General features: G+C 61.7%; 7 protein-coding genes and 5 pseudogenes. 3 read left to right on the top strand and 9 right to left on the bottom strand.

Annotated elements, in window-relative coordinates:
- Positions 1-37: 37 nt before the first annotated feature.
- A pseudogene (locus ACZZZP_RS11130) lies at positions 38-549 on the bottom strand (methyl-accepting chemotaxis protein); the annotation flags it as partial.
- Between the two features lie 393 nt (positions 550-942).
- A pseudogene (locus ACZZZP_RS11125) lies at positions 943-1,848 on the bottom strand (PDC sensor domain-containing protein); the annotation flags it as partial.
- A 632-nt stretch (positions 1,849-2,480) separates the two neighbouring features.
- On the opposite strand from ACZZZP_RS11125, the pseudogene ACZZZP_RS11120 reads away from it, so the two are divergent.
- Positions 2,481-3,299, top strand: a pseudogene (locus ACZZZP_RS11120) (cache domain-containing protein); the annotation flags it as partial.
- Positions 3,300-3,335: 36 nt separating this feature from the next.
- Positions 3,336-4,157: a methyl-accepting chemotaxis protein gene (locus ACZZZP_RS11115; protein WP_463384697.1), complete on the top strand. Its 822-nt coding sequence runs from the start codon at positions 3,336-3,338 to the stop codon at positions 4,155-4,157.
- 335 nt (positions 4,158-4,492) lie between these two features.
- Here the strand turns inward: ACZZZP_RS11115 and ACZZZP_RS11110 are convergent, their stop codons facing one another.
- The 6 genes and pseudogenes from ACZZZP_RS11110 to ACZZZP_RS11085 all read right to left on the bottom strand — a co-directional run bounded on the left by ACZZZP_RS11110 (position 4,493) and on the right by ACZZZP_RS11085 (position 11,409).
- Entirely contained in the window at positions 4,493-6,133 is a 1,641-nt protein-coding gene (locus ACZZZP_RS11110; protein WP_463382745.1) for a BatD family protein, read from the bottom strand.
- A 3-nt stretch (positions 6,134-6,136) separates the two neighbouring features.
- Positions 6,137-7,972 (bottom strand): VWA domain-containing protein, encoded by a 1,836-nt coding sequence (locus ACZZZP_RS11105; protein WP_463382744.1) that lies wholly within the window; start codon positions 7,970-7,972, stop codon positions 6,137-6,139.
- Positions 7,969-9,017: pseudogene (locus ACZZZP_RS11100) on the bottom strand (vWA domain-containing protein). The gene ACZZZP_RS11105 and the pseudogene ACZZZP_RS11100 overlap by 4 nt, the downstream one beginning before the upstream one ends.
- Positions 9,010-9,503 (bottom strand): annotated as a pseudogene (locus tag ACZZZP_RS11095) (DUF4381 domain-containing protein). The pseudogenes ACZZZP_RS11100 and ACZZZP_RS11095 overlap by 8 nt, the downstream one beginning before the upstream one ends.
- Positions 9,500-10,444 carry a DUF58 domain-containing protein gene (locus ACZZZP_RS11090; RefSeq protein WP_463382742.1) on the bottom strand — a complete coding sequence of 315 codons (945 nt, stop codon included), beginning with the start codon at positions 10,442-10,444 and terminating at the stop codon, positions 9,500-9,502. Before ACZZZP_RS11090 ends, ACZZZP_RS11095 begins: the two are co-directional and overlap by 4 nt.
- 5 nt (positions 10,445-10,449) lie before the next feature.
- Positions 10,450-11,409: an AAA family ATPase gene (locus ACZZZP_RS11085; protein ID WP_463536520.1), complete on the bottom strand. Its 960-nt coding sequence runs from the start codon at positions 11,407-11,409 to the stop codon at positions 10,450-10,452.
- A gap of 829 nt (positions 11,410-12,238) precedes the next feature.
- Between ACZZZP_RS11085 and ACZZZP_RS11080 the strand changes: the two genes are divergently transcribed.
- A complete protein-coding gene (locus tag ACZZZP_RS11080) occupies positions 12,239-17,080 on the top strand; it encodes an NAD-glutamate dehydrogenase (RefSeq protein WP_463382741.1) in 4,842 nt (1,613 codons plus the stop codon).
- A 606-nt stretch (positions 17,081-17,686) separates the two neighbouring features.
- On the opposite strand, the gene ACZZZP_RS11075 is transcribed toward ACZZZP_RS11080, so the two are convergent.
- Positions 17,687-19,663 carry a BCCT family transporter gene (locus tag ACZZZP_RS11075; RefSeq protein ID WP_463536519.1) on the bottom strand — a complete coding sequence of 659 codons (1,977 nt, stop codon included), beginning with the start codon at positions 19,661-19,663 and terminating at the stop codon, positions 17,687-17,689.
- Positions 19,664-19,781 lie beyond the last annotated feature (118 nt).

The raw sequence follows: 19,781 nt of genomic DNA, 5'->3' as shown, positions 1-19,781 counted from the left end.
CAGGGTTCGCCAGCGAGCTGGCTCCTACAAAAAGCCCTTACACGCGGAACTGATCCATCAACGCCTGCTGATGGTTGGCCAAGCGATTCAACGCCTGACTCACCTGCGCCGACTCATCCGCCTGCGCCGAAATCGATTCGGTCACGTCGCGAATCGAAGCCACGTTGCGGTTGATCTCTTCGGCCACCGAGCTTTGTTCTTCGGCGGCGCTGGCGATTTGCAGGTTCATGTCGGTAATCACGCCCACCGCCTGACTGATGCGCTGCAAGGCGCTAACAGCGCGTTCCACTTGCTGCACGCTGGTCTGCGCCTGGCGATGGCTGCTGCCCATGCTGCTGACCACTTCGCGGGTGCCGTTTTGCAGGCCTTCGATGACTTTGCGAATTTCTTCAACCGAGTCTTGCGTGCGCTTGGCCAGGCTGCGCACTTCATCCGCCACCACGGCAAAACCTCGACCGGATTCACCGCGCGCGCCGCCTCAATGGCGGCGTTGAGGGCGAGCAGGTTGGTCTGTTCGGCAATCGAGCGAATCACCTCCAGCACGGAGCCAATTTGCTGGCTGCTGCTGGCCAGGCCTTCGACTTCTTCCATGGCCACGTTCATTTCATTGGCCAGCAACTCGATTGCACTGGTGGTCTGGTCGATCACGCCCAGCCCTTCGCGGGTGGCGTCGTCGGCGCTGCGTGCGGCCTCGGCAGCCTGGGCGGCGTTGTGGGCGACGTCTTGCGCGGTGGCGCTCATTTCCTGGAAGGCGGTGGCCACTTGGTCCACCTCACGGAACTGCTGTTGCATGCCGGCACTGGTCTGACGGGCAATGGACGAGGATTGATCCGCCGTGCCGCGCGCGTCCTGCACCGAGCTTTTCACGTCAGCGATAATGGGCTGCAACTTGTCGAGGAAGCGATTGAACCAGCCGGCCAGTTCGCCCAATTCGTCGCGCTTGGCGTAGTCGAGGCGGCGGGTCAGATCGCCTTCGCCGGTGGCGATGTTTTGCAGCATGGCGGCCACATTGAGGATCGGCCGAGTCACGCCGCGCGCCGTCAGCCACATCAGCAGCAAGCCGAGAATTACCGCCAGCAGACCAATGCCCAGAGACACGCTGCTGTCGGTTTTGCCGCGCTGATCCAGCTCGGCCTCAAGCTTTTTCGCCGGCACAGTCAGCACCTGCTGCGGCACTTCGATCAACACGCTCCACGGTTTGGATTCGGGAATCGGTTGCAGCGGTTCGAGCACTTGCAGCATGTCGCCTTCGTGCAGCACCTGCGATTGGGCGCTGGCAGTCAGGCGGCTGAGTTCATTGCCGTGCTCGCCGAACGCGGCATTCAAGGGTTTGCCCAACATGGCAGCGTCGCGGCTGTGGCCGGCGAACAGTCCCAGCGGGCTGATGATGCTGACGTGGCCCTCGCCGTTGTACAGCTCGTTATTGGCCTTCACGCTGATGTCTTGCAGGCTCGCCAGGCTGATGTCGAGCCCGACGACGCCAATCACCTTGCCGTCGACTTCTACCGGAAAGGCGATGCTGGTCATCAGGGTTTTAACCTTGTCGACCTCGTCGATATACGGGTCGAGCACGCAGGCTTTTTTGCCTTGCAGCGGGCAGGTCAGCCAGGAGTTATAGGGCGTGCCATTGCTCATTACGCTGGTGTCGTTGAGCAATTCTTCCTTCATCGCCTCGGGCGACAACTCACCACTTTTAGACTGCGACCAGTACTGCGCGAAGCGGCCGATATCGTTGCTGCCTTGAGCTTCCTGGTCGACAAACTGAGCGTCCTGGCCGTCCAGCGCGTTGGGCAGAAACACCACGTACAGGCCCAACAAATTGCTGTTGCCTTGCAACGCGGTGTGCATCTGCTCAGACAGATCGGTACGCACGGCGCCGGCTTCAATGCTGTGCGCCTTGGCCTGGGCCAAGAGCATTTTCACCTGACGGGTAAAGCCATTGCCGTACTGATAGGCGTCCATGAAATAACGCTGAATCCGCAGCGACTGCGTTTCCCCCCGCGCCGCCATGCGCTTTTGCGCCGCCTCTTCGAGCATGGCCGTGCTCGACGCCTTGACCACGTTCGCCGTGTTTTTCGACTGATACAGCGACGTGCCGACCAAAAGAGTAACGATCACCAACAGACATAGACCGGCGAGAGAGGTGATCTTCCACTGGATGGAGAGGCGACTGAGCATGGGGTAATTCTCGTGTAAGGCTTAGGACAAACGGTGATTACAGACAGCGCACGAATAGCCGTTATGGCCGGGCGGCGGGAATTATGCACATGGCCGATTGAAATATTGAACGGATATTTGTGACGCGTCCGACGCTTTTTATCGGCACTGCACGAAATGTTTGAGGGGATTGATGGAAAAAAGTCGGAGGAAAGTGCCGACTTAGTCTGAAATGAATTTAAGAAACCACCTACAGCCGTAATCAGAATCGCCGATAACTCGTTATTGCCGTTTCCTGACGGTGCGCAGTTAAAGGAGTAATCATGCGTTTAAAGACAAAAGTGATGCTGTTGGCCCTGGTGCCGGTGCTGCTGTTTGCATTGGTGCTCAGCGGTGCGGCCACGCAAGTGTTGCTAAGCCTGGCCGATGGCGAAGTCAAAGAAACCCGTGAACGCCTGATTGCCGAGCGCCAACAAGAACTGCAGAGCTACATGCAAATTGCCCTTGGCTCGGTGCAAAACCTTTACGACGGCGCTGCCCAGGGCGACATGGACAGCCGGGCGGAGGCGATCAAAATCCTCTCGAAAATCAAATACGGCAAAGATGGCTACTTCTTCGGCCATGACGCCAACATTGTGCGGCTGTTCCGAGGCGACAACCCGCTGGACGTCGGCAAAGTGCTGGCTGACCGCAAAGACCCCAACGGCGTTTACGTAAACCGCGAGCTGTACAACGTCGGCAAGAACGGCACGAATTACCTGCGTTACGCTTCGCCGCTGCCCACCAACGACAAAGTGTTAGTGCCCAAGTTGGCCTACAACATCTACTTGCCCAAGTGGGACATGGCCCTCGGTACCGCCATTAACCTGGACGGCGTGGAAGCGGATGTCGCTAAAGTGCAGGCCTCGATTTCGGCGCGCATCAGCACCATCGTCACCAGCATCGTGGTCATTGCCCTGGTGCTGCTGGTGATTTTCGGCATCGCCGGTTTGGCCTTGGGCAATGCCTTCTTGCGCCCGTTGCAGCAAATCAAAAACAACCTCGACGACATTGCCGCCGGCGATGGCGGCTTGACCAAACGCCTGCCGGCGAACAGCAAAGACGAACTCGGCGAACTGGCCGGCTCGTTCAACGCCTTTGTTGCGAAGATTCACGGCCTGGTGCGGCAGATCGTGGAAATGACCGGGCAATTGACCACGCTGGTGAGCGAGGTGTCCGCGCAAACCCAGCGGGCCGATAAAGCCATGGCCAACCAGCGTCACGAAACCGATCAAGTGGCCACGGCCATTAACGAGATGTCGGCGGCGGCGCATCAAGTGGCGCAGAGCGCGCAAGGCGCGGCATCGGCTGCGCAACAAACCGACCAGGAAGGGCAGGCCGCGAAGAAAGTTGTCGACGGCAGCATCAGCCGCATTCATGCGCTGGTGGGCGATATCCGCAGCAGCGGCACCTCGCTCGACAGCTTGCAGCAAGACGTGCAATCGATTGTCAGCGTGCTCGGCGTGATCCGCTCGATTGCCGAGCAGACCAACTTGCTGGCGCTCAACGCTGCGATTGAAGCCGCCCGTGCCGGTGAAGCCGGACGCGGGTTCGCCGTGGTCGCCGATGAAGTGCGCGCTCTGGCCAGCCGCACGCAGCAGAGCACCCAGGAAATTCAAGGCATGATCGACCGCCTGCAAAAAGGCACCGAAGACGCCGTAACCGCCATGCGCCGCTCCAGCGAAGCGGGCGACGTCACCAGCCAGCAAGCCAACCAGGCCGGCGCCTCGTTGGATGCCATTGCCGAACTGATCGCCACCATCAACGCCATGAACGCGCAAATCGCCAGCGCGGCGGAAGAGCAGACGGCCGTTGCCGAAGAGATCAACCGCAGCGTGCACCAGATTGCCGGCGCGGTGGATCAGGTCGCCGATGAAACCCAGCAGAGTGCACAGACGGCGCGCAGTTTGGCGGAATTGGGGGATCGGTTGGGGACGTTGGTTAAGCAGTTTAGGATTTGAAGGTGTGGGGGAGTTTTGTACGCAAGGCCGGCCCATTTGGGACGTAAATGGGTGTTCGCCTCGAAATTCTGGATTCCGAATCGTCGGACCGCCGCCTGCGCGGGAATGACGGGTGTCTTTATCGGGTCACGTGATAGACGACAGATCCAACCAAACCACCGTCATCCCCGCGCACGCGGCGGTCCGACGATTCGGGATCCAGGCGCGGTGATTGACTGGTTTACTCCGAACCGCTCTTTCCCAGGCCTACCGCGCTCCCATAGCGGATCGAGCCATCCAAACCAAATCGGTACACCTGTAGGAGCGGCTTCAGCCGCGATCCCTGCAACCCCCAATCACCGCGGATACAACGGCGGCAACGGACTCGTTTCCTGCGCCGCAGCCGGAGCTTCGGCGGCGGGGAGGGCGCGGATGGCTTTCCACAGCTGTTCACCTTGCCAATATTGGCCGCTCTCGCTGTACAACGCGCCGTTCAATCCATCCAGACTTTCACTCAATGGCACAAACCGCGCGGCCATGTCGGCGAGGGTTTCTGGCTGTTGCCGGGCCCATGCGTCGAGCGCCTGGCGAGTGGCTTGGGAGTCGTTGGCCAGGCACGCGCGTTTGAGGTCGTCGAGCAAGCTGCGCGGGCTCGGGCCGGTTTGTGCGGTGCGCGACACCGCTGGCTGGCGGCGCGCACGCCACCACAGGCCAAAGCCGAGCAGGGTGGTGAGGCTCAGAATCAGCGTCGCCAGTTGCCACGGCCACACGGCCGGGCCTTCCATCAGCGGCAACACGGCGTCGGTGTTCACCGGTGCTTCCACGTCCATGGTCGGGTTGTTGGCGACCATCAGGGCACGCGCCGGCACGCTGGTATGCTCCAAGCGATCTTCCTTGGTGTTCCACCACACCAGATCCACCGCTGGCAGCTCGATGCGCCCGCTGCGGTTCGGCACCAGGGCTTCGCGTTCTTCGCGGCTGCCGATCAGGCCGCGTTCATTGGTGCTGTTGCTCAGTTGCGGCTGGTCCGGGTAACGGCGCAAACCGGTCACCGACGTGGCCGGCAACGGCGGCAGCTGGGCGCTGGAAAGGCCGTCGACTTTTAAGGTGAGGCTGCGGGTCAGCGAGTCGCCGACCTGGGCTTTGTCTGGCTCCGGCGTCCAGGCTTCGCTCAGTACCACGGCGCGCGCGGGCAGCCACGGCGCGTCGACGGGGTATTCAGCTGGCTTGGCTTTTACCTGCAAGGGAATCACCGGCGACTTCACCCGCATCAACCGCCCCGGGCGCGGCCCGAATGGCTGGTAAGTGCTGTTGTTCTGAGTGCGGTCCGCCACCGTGGCGCTGAATACCAGCGATGGGATATCGAGCTCGCCACTGTGCTGCGGGTAGATGGCGTAACGCAGCTCGATGACGCCGTGGCGCACGCCGTTGATTTCTTTCTCATAGGTGCGCGGGTCACCCAGCGACTCGATGCGCGCGTCGGGGATTTGCAGCGGCGTGAGCGCGCTGTCGTCGTACAGCGACACCGAGTGGTAAATGCGCAACGTGAGGATGGTCTGGGCCTGCACGTACACGGTGTCTTGGTCGAGGCTGGCGTCGATAAACACCGGCGCCACAGACTCGGCGTCGCTGTTGGCTTCGGTTTTGATCACTTGCAGGGTGATCGGCTCGCTTTTGTTCTCGCCCAGGCTGAGCGACGGAATCACCACGTTGCCGACAGTTTTCGGTTGCAGGGTGATGATCCAGCGCGTGGTGGCGCGGGCGGAACCGTCGATGGTGGTCAGGCGGTTGATCTGCCGGGTACCGAGCACGTCGAACGCTTCATCGAGCGGCGCCAGGTCGGGCTTGCCGAACAACGTGGCGTCGTCGGATTCGAGCGACAGCTCCAGGGTTTCACCTTCGCTCAGGCGAGTGCGGTCCACCGAGGCGGTGAAGTTCGCGGCGCTGGCCTGCATGGCCAGCAGGCACAGCAAAAAGGCGCAAAACAGACGGGTCATCAACTAATTCCTAGGCTCTTGGCGCTGTTGCTGTTCGTACCAGAATTTGCGTCGCAGCAGCTCGCCGGGGTCGTCGGGAATCTGCCGCAGCCATTGCTCCATGGCTTGGCGCTGCTCGGCACCAAGGTGTTGCTGTTGGCCCTCGTCGGCCTGGGGTTTGCCGCCTGGTTGCTGCTCTGCCTTATCGGCGTTTCCGTTTTTGCCGTCTTTACCGTCTTTGTCGCCACCGGCCTGCTGGCCGGCTTTGCTGGCGTTGGGGTCTTGCTGGGCGCTTTGCTGGCCATCGGGTGGCGGCTTTTGCGTGGCGTCTTTTTCGTCCGTTTTGTTCGGGGTAGACGGCGGCGGCTGGTTCTTGTCGGTGTTGCTGTTGGAATCGGGCCCGCCCTGGTTTTGCTCAGACGGCTTTTGCTGCTGGTTCTTGCCTTTTTGTTTTTGCTTTTGCTGTTGTTCTTTCTGCTTCTGCTCTTTTTCCTGCTGCTTCTGTTGGCGCAACAGTTCTTCGATCAAGGCTTTGTTTTTTAGCGCCTGGGGCAACTCGGGTTGCACCTCCAGGGCTTGGTCATAGGCATCCAGCGCCGCTTCCAGCTCACCGCTGCGGGCCAGGGCATTGCCACGATTGTAGTGATCGGCGGCGCTGCCGCCGGTGGCGAAACGGTTGGCGGCGCCGGCATAGTCGCCTGCCTGGTACAACGCCTGTCCCTGCCATTTGGGATCGGCAAAGGTGTCGGCCGCTTCCGCCGCTTTGTGCTGTTGCAACAGCCGCTCGCCTTGTTGGTCGGCGCGCAGCCAGAGGTCGGCGAACTCGAAAGCGTAGCTGGGACGCGGCCCCATCATCAGCAGCAACGGCAAGCAGAACAGCCAACCGCGGCGCCCAGCGCAGGCGGCCAGCAACAGCAGCGGCAACAGCAGCCAATAACCTTGGTCGGCCCAGGTTTCTAATTGCGTGGGTTCGCTGTCGCGCAGGCTTTCTGTGTCGGCGAGCAGGCCGAGGTCGCGCAGGTCGGTTTCGTCCAGACGCGAGCGCAGGTAGTTGCCGCCTAGTTCGTTGGCGAAACGGCGCAGGCCGGCGCTGTCCAGGCGCGGCAGCAAAATGCTGCCTTGGGCGTCCTTCAAAAAGCCGCCGCCTTCCTGTGCAATCGGTGCGCCCTGGGCCGAGCCGATGCCCAGAATCTGCAAGCGGCTGCCTTGTTTGCCCAGCGCTTGGCGAATGCCTTGGCGTTCCTGATCATCCAGGGCCGAGGTGATTAGCAGCAAACGACCGTTGCCCTGGGCGCCTTGCGCCAGCAGCGTCATGGCTTTGGCCACGGCCAGGTCGGCGCGGCGTCCGGCCTCGGGCATGATTGCCGGTTTCAGCGACTCCAACAGATTGCGCGTGGTCGCCAGGTCGTCCGAGAGCGGCACCAGAGTGTGGGCGCTGCCGGCGTAGAGCACGATGCCGGTTTGCGCGTCGTGACGTGCTTCCAGCAGGTCGAGCACTTTGTGTTTGGCGTGTTCCAGGCGATTGGGCTGCACATCGCCGGCCAGCATCGAAGGCGTCATGTCGAGCAGCACCACCAGTGGGTCGGCGCGCTTTTGCGTGCTTTGTTCCACGTGCTGCCAGCTCGGGCCCAACAACGCCAGCAAGCACAGCAACCAGGCGACGCCAAGGGCAATCCATGGCAAACGACTGACCCGCCGATTACCGCCACTCAGCAGCACCGCGTGGAAAGCCGGCGGTAGCAGCATTTGCCACCGCCCGGCGCGGCGTTGGCGGTGCCAGAGTTGCCAGAGCAACCACAGCAGCAGCGGCAGCAACAGCAGCCAGAACGGCCGCAGCCAATGGGGCCATAGCGCGATCATGAGCGTTTCCTCATGCGCGGGCGCCATTTCGGTCGGGCCGGCAATGCGCGCTGCAAACGGCTTTGCAACAAGTGCGGCCACAGCGCGTTGACCACCAGCACCAGGCTCAACAAGAACGCCGCCGCCAGCGGCCAGGCGTACAGCTCAAGGGCAGGGCGGGCGATGGTGGGTTGCTGGGCCACGGGTTCGAGTTTGTCGAGGCTGGCTTCGATCAGGGTCAGTTCGTCGCTATCGCGAGCGCGGAAGTACTGGCCGCCGGTCATGTCGGCGATTTTATGCAGCGTCGGTTCGTCCAAGTCCAGGCCAGGGTTTAGACCGAGCATGCCGAACGCGCCGCGCTCCGGGTCGGCGCCGATGCCGATGGTGTACACCTTCACCTTTTCCTCGACGGCCAGCCGCGCCGCCGTGATCGGATCAATCTGCCCGCCATTGCTGGCGCCGTCGGTGACCAATACCAGCACGCGGCTATTGGCCGGCCGTTGGCGCAGGCGTTTTACGGCCAGGCCGATGGCGTCGCCAATGGCGGTGTTTTTGCCGGCGATGCCGATAAGGGCTTCGTCGAGCCAGATGCGCACGGTGCGGCGGTCAAAGGTCAGCGGTGCCTGCAAATACGCCTGGCTGCCGAACAAAATCAGCCCGACGCGATCACCTTTGCGGCCCTCAATAAAGTCGCCGAGCAGATTTTTACCAAGGTCAGGCGGCTGACGTCGTTGCCGTTCCACTGCATGTCGGCGTAGTCCATGGAGCCGGACACATCCACGGCCAGCAGCAGATCACGCCCGCTGGCCGACACCGGCAACGGCTCGCCGACCCACGCCGGCCGCGCCGCTGCACTCAACAACAGCAACCACAGCAGGGCGAAAGGCGCTTGCTGCCGCCACGCGGGCAAGTTGGCCCGCGCGCGGCGCCCGGCCAGACCTTCGAGCTCCGGCAGGAAACTGACCTTCAGCGCCGCCTCGCCGCTATCGGCGGCGGGCAACACCAGGCGCAACAGCCACGGCAGCGGCAGCAGCACGAACAGCCAGGGCCAGGTGAACTCAAACATGTTTGCGAATCCAGGTATCGACGGCTTGGTAGAGGCCATCCACCGCTTTGTCGTCGAGTTTGCATTCGGGGCGATACGCGCCTTCCACCAGAATCATCCAGCGCGTCAAACCAGCGGCCGGGCAGCGGTTGTCGAGGTACGCCAACCAGGCGCGGCCGCTCATGGTGTGGCTCTGGCTATTGGGGTAATGGCTTCGGCACAGGCGCTTGAGCAGGGCATTGAGTTGCTGCAACCACGGTCCGGCGTTGATGCCGTCATACGGTTTTTTCAATTGCCCGAGTTCCTGCAACGCCGCCAGGCGAAGGGGATCGAGCGGCACGTCGGTACCGGTTTTTTGCCCCGCTGCGGCAGACGTTTGCGCAAGCGCCACAAGCCCCACAGCGCCACTGGAACCAGCAAACCGAGCAGCCACCAGCCCGGCGCTGGCGGCCACCAGGAAATTGGCGGCGGGGCGATCAAAGGCTGCAACTGGTCGAGAGGATTCATTGCTTCTTCCTCGGCCGCTGCCCTTGCAAGTGATCGCGCAGCTGTTCAATCGGGTCGTTCAAGGTGGTGAGCGGAAACAGCGGCACGCCGAGTTTTTGCGCCAACAATTGCCAGCGCGCCTGCCGCGCTTCGCCGAGGGCGTGATAGGTCTCGCGCAGTTCGGCGTTATGGGTGTCAAGTTCCAACAGGGCGCCACGCTCGGTGAATTGCAACAAGCCGGCGGCGGGCAGAGCGTGGTCCAGCGGGTCGGATAACGGCAGCAGCAATAAGTCGGTGTGACGAGCGAGCAGGGTGAGTTGTTGCTCGGCGCTGTCGTTCAGCGCGCGCTCATCACACAGCACCACCGCCAGGCTGCCGGGGCGCAGCACTTCGCGCGCACGGCGCAGCGCCAGGCCAAAGGTGTCGCGGCCGGCGGGAATTTCACTGTTGAGGTTCTGGTTGGCACGCACCAGACGGTTGAGCAGTTGCAGCAGGCTCATCTTGCTGCGTCGGGGTTTGATTTCGTGGTGCTCGTTGTCGCCAAACACCAAGCCGCCAACGCGGTCGTTGTGGCCCAGCGCGGCCCAGCCAATCAGCGCCGCCACTTGCGCGGCCAGTACCGATTTAAACGCCAGCCCTGAACCGAAAAACAGGCGTTGGCTCTGTTCCACCAGAATAAAAATCGGCCGCTCGCGTTCTTCATGGAACAGTTTGGTGTGTGGTTCCTGGGTTCGGGCCGTCACGCGCCAGTCGATGGTGCGCACGTCATCGCCGGGCTGATACACGCGCACCTGATCGAAGTCGACGCCACGGCCACGCAATTTGGAGTGGTGCAAACCCACCAGCGGACTGCGTCGCGCCGGCGTGGAAAACAACTGCACCTCGCGGATGCGGTGGCGCATCTCGATCAGCTCAGCAAGGCTGACGCGAATACCGGGTTCGCTGGCGGCAAGCGGTTGCATGGCAATCAGGCCACGGCAACCACATCGAGGATGCGTTGCAGCACCCGGTCCTGATCAATGCCGGCCGCTTCGGCCTCGAACGACAAAATAATGCGGTGACGCAGTACGTCGAACAGCACCGCCTGAATATCTTCCGGCGACACGAAATCGCGGCCAGCCAGCCAGGCGTGGGCGCGGGCGCAGCGGTCGAGGGAAATGGAACCGCGTGGGCTGGCGCCATAGGAAATCCACTCGGCCAATTCCGGGTCGAACTTGGCCGGGGTGCGCGTCGCCATCACCAACTGCACGAGGTATTCCTCCACGGCGTCGGCCATGTACAAACCCAGCACTTCTTTGCGCGCGGCGAAAATCGCCTGCTGGCTGACTTTATGTTCGGGTTTGGTTTCGCCGTTCAGGGCTTCGCCGCGGGCTTGCTGAAGAATCTTGCGTTCGACCGAGGCGTCGGGGAAGCCGATTTTCACGTACATAAGGAAGCGGTCGAGCTGGGCCTCGGGCAGGGGATAGGTGCCTTCCTGCTCAATCGGGTTTTGCGTGGCCATTACCAGAAACAGCGGCGACAAATCGTAGGTGCTGCGCCCCACACCGACCTGGCGCTCGGCCATGGCTTCCAGCAAGGCCGACTGCACCTTGGCCGGGGCGCGGTTGATTTCGTCCGCCAGCACCAGGTTGTGGAAAATCGGCCCTTGCTGGAACACAAAGCTGCCGGTTTCCGGGCGATAGATTTCCGTGCCGGTGATGTCGGCAGGCAGCAAGTCGGGGGTGAACTGAATGCGGTGGAACTCCGCCTCGATGCCTTCGGCCAGTTCCTTGATCGCCTTGGTCTTGGCCAGGCCGGGAGCGCCTTCCACCAGCATATGGCCGTCGGCGAGGAGGGCGATCAGCAGCCGCTCAATGAGTTTTTCCTGACCCAGAATCTGCGTGGAGAGAAATTGACGCAGGGCGACGAGCGCTTCGCGGTGTTCCATCGTGGAGAGTTTCCTGGCGGATTGACGAGATGCAACGGCTCGCAGCCAGGCGACAAGGCGCGCGGGGGTGGCTGCGAATGGCGTGACACTTTAATGCAAAACACAAAGCGGCGGCTATTGGGGGGCTGGGGGATTGAGTGGTGGGTCACCCCACTGCGTTCTGACATTCGTTCATGGATGGCCATGGGTTTGAATTTTCCACCGTCATTCCCGCGCAGGCGGGAATCCAGAGTGTCGGAAAGATCGCCGCTCTCCTGAAAGACTCTGGATTCCGAATCGTCGGACCGCCGCCTTCCCGGGAATGACGGGGTATTTGCAGAAGGTGGCGCCTGCGCGGCGAATCGTCTGACCGGCGACGGTTCCACACCCCATACCGTCGTCCTCGCGCACGCGGGGACCCAGTTTTTCGGAGCGATCACCGTTCTCCTGAAAGACTCTGGATTCCGAATCGTCGGACCGCCGCTTTCGCGGGAATGACGGTGGTTTGTGAGAAACAGCGCACGCGCGCCAAATCGTCGGGCCGTCGCCTACACGGTAATGACGTCGTTTGTTCCGAGACTCCCGTACAACCAGCGCACTAGAGCACTGCATCTGTTGACCGAATATGTCGCCCCATCGCAATCCCTCGGTCACAGCCTCTCGTTAAGCTACGCGTGACTTGATGGTCGTCGCGTGCACTGGCGGGTTTCAACAATGGCCTAGACTGTTGTGCAACCCGATTAACAGGGTGCCCTGCCCAGGTAACTTTCGGCACCGGCACACGGCGTAATCGGTCAGGTATGAATTCAGCGAGCTCTCTCACGAACAACAAGCCCAGCGGAGCACACACATGGCGTTCTTTACGGCGGCCAGCAAAGCCGACTTTCAGCATCAACTGCAAGCGGCACTGGCGCAGCACGTTAGTGAACAGGCGTTGTCACAAGTAGCCCTGTTCGCCGAGCAGTATTTCGGTATCACCGCCCTCGAGGAACTGACCCAGCGTCGCCTCTCCGACCTCGTCGGTTGCACCTTGTCCGCGTGGCGTCTGTTAGAACGCTTCGACAGCAGCAAACCGCAGGTACGCGTTTTCAACCCCGATTACGAAAAGCACGGCTGGCAGTCGACCCACACCGCCGTCGAAGTGCTGCACCCGGACGTTCCCTTCCTCGTCGACTCGGTGCGCATGGAGCTGAACCGTCGCGGTTACAGCATTCATACCCTGCAAAACAGCGTGCTCAGTGTGCGCCGCGACGCCAAAGGCGAGCTGGTGGAAGTGTTGCCCAAAGGCACCACCGGCCCGGACGTGGCGCAAGAGTCGCTGATTTTTCTTGAGATCGACCGCAGCGCCAACGCCACGGACATGCGCACGCTCGAAGCCGCCATTCTTGAAGTGCTGGAAGAAGTGCGCATCACCGTCGCCGACTTCCAACCCATGCGCGCCAAAGTCGGCGAACTGCTGGACTGGCTGAGCAAAGCCAAGCTCAACGTCGAAGCCGCCGAACTGGCGGAAATCAAAGTGTTCCTGCAATGGCTGCTCGACAACCGCTTCACCTTCCTCGGCTACGAAGAATTCACCGTGGCCGATGAAGCTGAAGGCGGTCATATCACCTATGACGAATCGACCCTGCTGGGCCTCTCCAAACGCCTGCGTACCGGTTTGAGCAACGAAGACCTGCACATCGAAGCCTACGCCGTGAACTACCTGCGTGAGCCCGTGTTGCTGTCGTTCGCCAAGGCCGCCCAGCCAAGCCGCGTGCACCGTCCGGCCTACCCGGACTTCGTTTCCATTCGCGAACTGGATGCCAAAGGTCGCGTGGTCAAGGAATGCCGCTTCATGGGCATTTACACCTCCATCGCCTACAGCGAAAGCGTACGCAGCATTCCGTACATTCGCCGCAAAGTGGCGGAAGTGGAGCAGCGTTCAGGCTTCAACGCCCAAGGTCACCTCGGCAAAGAGCTGGTGAAAGTGCTGGAAGTGCTGCCGCGCGACGACCTGTTCCAGACCCCGGTGGACGAGCTGTACAACACTTCGCTGGCCATCGTGCAGATTCAGGAACGCAACAAAGTGCGCCTGTTCCTGCGTGCCGACCCGTACGGTCGTTTTGTCTATGCACTGGCCTACGTCCCGCGCGACATCTATTCCACCGAAAGTCGCGTGCGCATCCAGCAAGTGCTGGTAGACCGCCTGCAAGCCACCGACTGCGAGTTCTGGACCTACTTCTCCGAATCGGTGCTGGCCCGCGTGCAGTTCATTCTGCGCATCGACCCGAAAACCAAACTGAACATCGACCACGCGCAAATCGAGCGCGAAGTCATTCAGGCCTGCCGTTCGTGGAAAGACGACTACGCCGGTCTGGTGGTTGAAAGCCTGGGCGAAGCCAAAGGCACCCGCGTGCTGGCCGACTTCCCGAAAAGCTTCCCCGCCGGCTACCGCGAACGCTTTGCGCCGCACTCGGCTGTGGTCGACATGCAGCATTTGCTCAGCCTCTCGGACGAACGCCCGCTGGTGATGAGCTTCTACCAGCCGCTGAGCGCCGACGGCCAGCAGCTGCACTGCAAGCTCTACCACGCCGACACGCCGTTGGCGCTTTCGGACGTGTTGCCCATTCTGGAAAACCTCGGCCTGCGCGTGCTAGGTGAATTCCCGTACCGCCTGCGCCACCAGAACGGCCGCGAGTTCTGGATTCACGACTTCGCGTTTACCTACGCCGAAGGCCTGGACCTGGACATTCAGCAACTCAACGACACCTTGCAAGATGCCTTCGTGCAGATCGTTGGTGGCGCTGCCGAGAACGACGCCTTCAACCGGCTGGTGCTCACCGCCGCCATGCCATGGCGCGACGTGGCCTTGCTGCGCGCCTACGCCCGTTACCTGAAACAGATTCGCCTGGGCTTCGACCTGAGCTACATCGCCAGCGCCTTGCTCAACCACGTCGACATAGCCAAGGAACTGGTGCGCCTGTTCAAAACCCGCTTCTACCTGGCGCGCAAACTCACCGCCGACGACCTGGCCGACAAGCAGCAACGTCTGGAACAAGCGATTCTCACCGCCCTCGACGACGTGGCCGTGCTTAACGAAGACCGCATCCTGCGTCGCTACCTGGACCTGATCAAAGCCACGCTGCGCACCAACTTCTATCAAAGCGATGCGAACGGTCAGGCCAAGTCGTACTTCAGCTTCAAATTCAACCCGCGCGCCATCGCCGACTTGCCCAAGCCGGTGCCGATGTTCGAGATTTTCGTGTACTCGCCACGGGTCGAAGGCGTGCACCTGCGCGGCGGCAAAGTGGCCCGCGGCGGTTTGCGCTGGTCTGATCGCGAAGAAGACTACCGCACCGAAGTGCTGGGCCTGGTGAAGGCGCAGCAAGTGAAAAACGCCGTGATCGTGCCGGTCGGCGCCAAGGGTGGCTTCGTGCCACGCCGCATGCCCATTGGCGGCACCCGCGACGAAGTGCTGGCCGAGGGCATCGCCTGCTACCGCATCTTCATTTCCGGCTTGCTGGACATCACCGACAACCTGAAAGAAGGCGAAGTGGTGCCGCCGCAAAACGTCGTGCGCCATGACGAAGACGACCCGTACCTGGTCGTTGCCGCCGACAAAGGCACCGCCACGTTCTCCGACATCGCCAACGGCATTGCCGGCGAATACGGCTTCTGGCTGGGCGATGCGTTCGCCTCCGGTGGCTCGGCCGGTTACGACCACAAAGGCATGGGCATCACCGCCAAAGGCGGCTGGGTGTCGGTGCAGCGTCACTTCCGCGAGCGCGGCATCGACGTGCAGAAAGACCTCTCCACCGTCATCGGCATCGGCGACATGGCCGGCGACGTGTTCGGCAACGGCCTGCTGCTGTCCGACAAGCTGCAACTGGTGGCGGCGTTCAACCACCAGCACATCTTTATCGACCCTAACCCTGACGCGGCGAAAAGCTTCGTGGAACGCAAACGTCTGTTCGACCTGCCGCGTTCCAGCTGGGCCGACTACGACGCCTCGCTGATCTCCAAAGGCGGTGGCTTGTTCCTGCGCAGCGCGAAAAGCATCGCCATCAGCCCGGAAATGAAAGAACGCTTCGACATCAAGGCCGACAAACTGCCGCCCACCGAACTGCTCAACGCCTTGCTCAAAGCACCGGTTGATCTGCTCTGGAACGGCGGCATCGGCACCTACGTGAAAGCCAGCAGCGAAAGCCACACCGACGTCGGCGACAAAGCCAACGACGCCTTGCGCGTCGACGGACGCGAACTGCGCGCGAAAGTGGTGGGCGAGGGCGGTAACCTCGGCATGACCCAGCTCGGCCGCGTGGAATACGGCCTCAATGGCGGCGCCAGCAACACCGACTTTATCGACAACGCCGGTGGTGTGGACTGCTCCGACCACGAAGTGAACATCAAGATCCTGCTCAACGAAATCGTTGCGGCCGGCGACATGACCGGCAAGCAGCGCAACACCTTGCTCGCCGAAATGACCGACGCCGTGGGCAGCCTGGTGTTGGGCAACAACTACAAGCAAACCCAGGCACTGTCGCTGGCCCAGCGCCGCGCCCGTGAACGTATTGGCGAGTACAAACGCCTGATTTCCGCCCTGGAAAGCAGCGGCAAACTCGACCGCGCCATGGAATTCCTGCCCAACGACGAGCAACTGGCCGAACGCACCGCCAATGGTCACGGCCTGACGCGGCCGGAGCTGTCGGTGCTGATTTCGTACAGCAAAATCGACCTCAAGGAATCGCTGCTCAAATCCTTGGTGCCGGACGACGACTACCTCGCCCGCGAAATGGAAACCGCCTTCCCGCCGCTGCTGGCCGAGAAGTTCGGTGACGCCATGCGCCGCCACCGCCTGAAACGCGAAATCATCAGCACCCAGATCGCCAACGACCTGGTCAACCACATGGGCATCACCTTCGTTCAGCGCCTGAAGGAATCCACCGGCATGAGCGCGGCCAACGTGGCGGGCGCTTATGTGATTGTGCGCGACGTTTTCCGTCTGCCGTACTGGTGGTCGCAGATCGAGGCACTGGACTACAAAGTGCCGGCCGACCTGCAACTGCAACTGATGGACGAACTGATGCGCCTGGGCCGCCGCGCCACGCGCTGGTTCCTGCGCAGCCGTCGCAACGAACTGGACGCCGCCCGTGACGTCGGCCACTTCGCCCCACGCCTGGAAGCATTGGCCAAACAACTCGACGGCCTGCTCGAAGGGCCGGCGCGTGAACAATGGCAAGCGCGCGTGCAGGACTACGTGGAACAAGGCGTGCCGGAAGAACTGGCCCGTGCGGTTGCCGGCACAAGTCATCTGTACACCTTGCTGCCGATTATCGAAGCGGCCGACATCACCGGTCAGGACCCCGCACAGGTAGGCGCTGCCTACTTCGCCGTCGGTGGTGCGCTGGAACTGTCGTGGTACTTGCAGCAAATCACCAACCTGCCCGTGGAAAACAACTGGCAAGCCCTGGCGCGTGAAGCCTTCCGCGACGACCTCGACTGGCAACAGCGGGCCATCACGGTATCGGTGCTGCAAATGACCGACGCCCCGGCGGACATGGAAGAGCGCACCCAAGTGTGGATCGAACAGCACCGGCCAATGGTCGACCGCTGGAAAGCCATGCTCGGCGAACTGCGCGCCGCCACGGGCACCGACTACGCCATGTATGCCGTGGCGAATCGGGAGTTGATGGACCTTTCGCAGCGCGGTTGAAGGCTTTGAAGCAATAAAGAAAAGCCCCGCCTAGTGCGGGGCTTTTTTTATGCTTGCGAAACACCACCGTCGTCCGTGGGAGCGGCTGGGCGGCACTCCGCTTTAGCCGCGATGCTTTTGATCTTTCTTGCGCAGGAAATCGCGGCTAAAGCCGCTCTTACAGAGGAGTCGTTTCGTGCAGAACTGGGGCTTAGCCTCGCTTTTGATTGAGCGTCAAAAGCGGCCCTCACCCCCAGCCCCTCTCCCGCGAGCGGGCGAGGGGTGACGTATGGCGACGTCGGTGCACGTCCGTAGGAGCGAGCTTGCTCGCGAATGATCGCAGGAATTTCAGATCTGGCGTTTGCAGGGTTCGCGACCAAGGTCGCTCCTACAAAGGCAATCGGAAACCAGCTCCCTCTCCCGCAGGCGGGCGAGGAGTGACGTATGGCTACGTGGGTGCAGGTCCATAGGCGCGAGCTTGCTCGCGAATGATCGCAGGGAATTTCAGAACTGGGGTTTGCAGGGTTCGCGACCAAGGTCGCTCCTACAAAAGCGATCGGCAATCAGCTCCCTCTCCCGCCTGCGGGAGAGGGTTGGGGTGAGGGGCCGTTGATTTTTACAAGGCTATCAGCGCACCACATGCAAGTAATGCATGTGCTTTTCATACTGGTCGAGTATGTCGCCGATCACGTCGTCGCGGTTCCAGCCCATCAGGTCGTAGTCTTGCCCCCCTTCTTTGAGGTGCACTTCGGCGCGGAAGTATTTGCGGGTTTCGCTGGCGGTGTCTTCCTCGCCGCTCAGCACGAAGCTCGGCAGGGTGAACGCGCGCGGGCGTACTTCGTAAAGAAAGTCGGGCTGCCCGGTCAGGCTTACGGCAAGCGCGGTGCGGCCGTCGCTGCCGGTGGTGACTTCGGCTACGTAGCCCTGTTTTTTCAGCTCTTCGGCCACCGATTCACACGCCGGGCGCACCACTTCGCTGATGAACCGGCTCACGTGGGCGCGACGCGGAAACATGGCGATGCCGCGCAGGCGACGCTGCCAGCCACCGTGGGTGCGCGCGGTTTGCCGAGGACGGGCGAGGGCGTGGTAGCGCATGCCTTGTTTGGTGGAGTCTTTGTCCAGCGCTTTGAACAGGCCCCACATTGAGGCCAGCAGGATCACGGCGAAGGGCAGGGCGCTGGCGATGGTCGCGGTTTGCAGGGCTTTGAGGCCGTTGGACAGCAACAGCGCAATGGCCACCACGCCAATTAGCACCGACCAGAAAATGCGCTGCCACACCGGTGAATGGGTGCTGCCGGAAGAGGCGAGCATGTCGACGACCAGCGCGCCAGAGTCGGCAGAGGTGACGAAGAACACCACCACCATCAGCACGGCAATGCTCGACACCACCGTGGACCAGGGGAAGTGCTGAAGGAAGGCGAATAAGGCCAATGAGCTGTCCTCGCCGACGATTCGCGCCAGTTCGGTGTTGCCCTCGTTGAGGATCATATGAATGGCGGTGTCGCCGAATACGGTCATCCACAGCAAGGTGAAACCGGCCGGCACGAACAGCACGCCGCAGACGAATTGGCGAATGGTGCGGCCACGGGAAATGCGCGCGATAAACAGGCCGACAAAGGGCGACCACGACAGCCACCAGCCCCAGTAAAGCAGGGTCCAGCCGCCGATCCAGTCGGTGGGTTCGTAGGCGTAAAGGTTAAAGGTTTTGCTGACGATTTCTGACAGGTAACTACCTGTGTTCTGTACGTAGGTTTGCAGCAAGAACACGGTCGGGCCGAGCACCAACACAAACAGCATGAGGATAACGGCGAGGCTCAGGTTCAGTTCCGAGAGGATGCGAATGCCACGGTCCAGGCCGGTAGCAACCGACAAGGTCGCCAACGCGCACGTCACGACAATAAGGCCCAACTGCACGGTGGTGTTGACCGGCAGGCCGAACATCATGTGGAAGCCGCTGTTGATTTGCAGCACACCATAACCAAGGGATGTCGCGACGCCGAATACGGTGCCGAGAATGGCGAAAATATCCACGGCATGGCCGATGGGCCCGTAGATGCGTTCACCAATCAGCGGGTACAGCGCCGAGCGCAGGGTCAGCGGCAGGTCGTGGCGGAAGCTGAAGTACGCGAGGATCAGCGCCACGATGGCGTAAATCGCCCAGGCATGCAGGCCCCAGTGGAAGAACGTCAGCTTCATGGCTTCTTTGGCGGCTTGCACGGTGCCGGGGTCGCCAACGGGCGGCGTGGTGAAGTGCATCACCGGTTCGGCCACGCCGAAGAACATCAGGCCAATGCCCATGCCAGCGGAGAACAACATGGCAAACCAGCTGGCATTGCGGTAGTCGGGCTCGCTGTGGTCCGGGCCGAGTTTGATGTCGCCGTAGCGGCTGACGGCGAGGAACACTACGCCAATCAGAATCAGCGCGACGGTGAGAATGTAGAACCAGCTGACGTTGACGATGATCCAGTGCTGGATATGGTCGAACAGCGTTTGCGACTGTTCCTGGAACAGCACGGTGTACGACACCAACAGCAGAATCAGTATGGCGGCGGTGTAGAACACCGGTGGGTTGAGGGTATTACGCGGCTTCGCCGGCGTTTCCATGGCGGATATTCCTTCTAGGCGGGTGCGCTGCAGCAATCGTAGTGTATGACCACGGCTGCGCCGGTCGGTGCCGGTTCGCGGAGCCTATGGGAGGGCACTATGCCGCTGGGGTTCAATT

This window comes from Pseudomonas sp. AC211 (assembly GCF_979258055.1).
This window is presented reverse-complemented; position numbering and strand designations above follow the sequence as displayed.

Excerpts from the sequence above, each read along its gene's own strand:
- ACZZZP_RS11115 (WP_463384697.1), top strand. The coding sequence starts at position 3,336 with ATGACCGGGCAATTGACCACGCTGGTGAGCGAGGTGTCCGCGCAAACC.
- ACZZZP_RS11110 (WP_463382745.1), bottom strand. The coding sequence starts at position 6,133 with ATGACCCGTCTGTTTTGCGCCTTTTTGCTGTGCCTGCTGGCCATGCAG.
- ACZZZP_RS11105 (WP_463382744.1), bottom strand. The coding sequence starts at position 7,972 with ATGATCGCGCTATGGCCCCATTGGCTGCGGCCGTTCTGGCTGCTGTTG.
- ACZZZP_RS11090 (WP_463382742.1), bottom strand. The coding sequence starts at position 10,444 with ATGCAACCGCTTGCCGCCAGCGAACCCGGTATTCGCGTCAGCCTTGCT.
- ACZZZP_RS11085 (WP_463536520.1), bottom strand. The coding sequence starts at position 11,409 with ATGGAACACCGCGAAGCGCTCGTCGCCCTGCGTCAATTTCTCTCCACG.
- ACZZZP_RS11080 (WP_463382741.1), top strand. The coding sequence starts at position 12,239 with ATGGCGTTCTTTACGGCGGCCAGCAAAGCCGACTTTCAGCATCAACTG.
- ACZZZP_RS11075 (WP_463536519.1), bottom strand. The coding sequence starts at position 19,663 with ATGGAAACGCCGGCGAAGCCGCGTAATACCCTCAACCCACCGGTGTTC.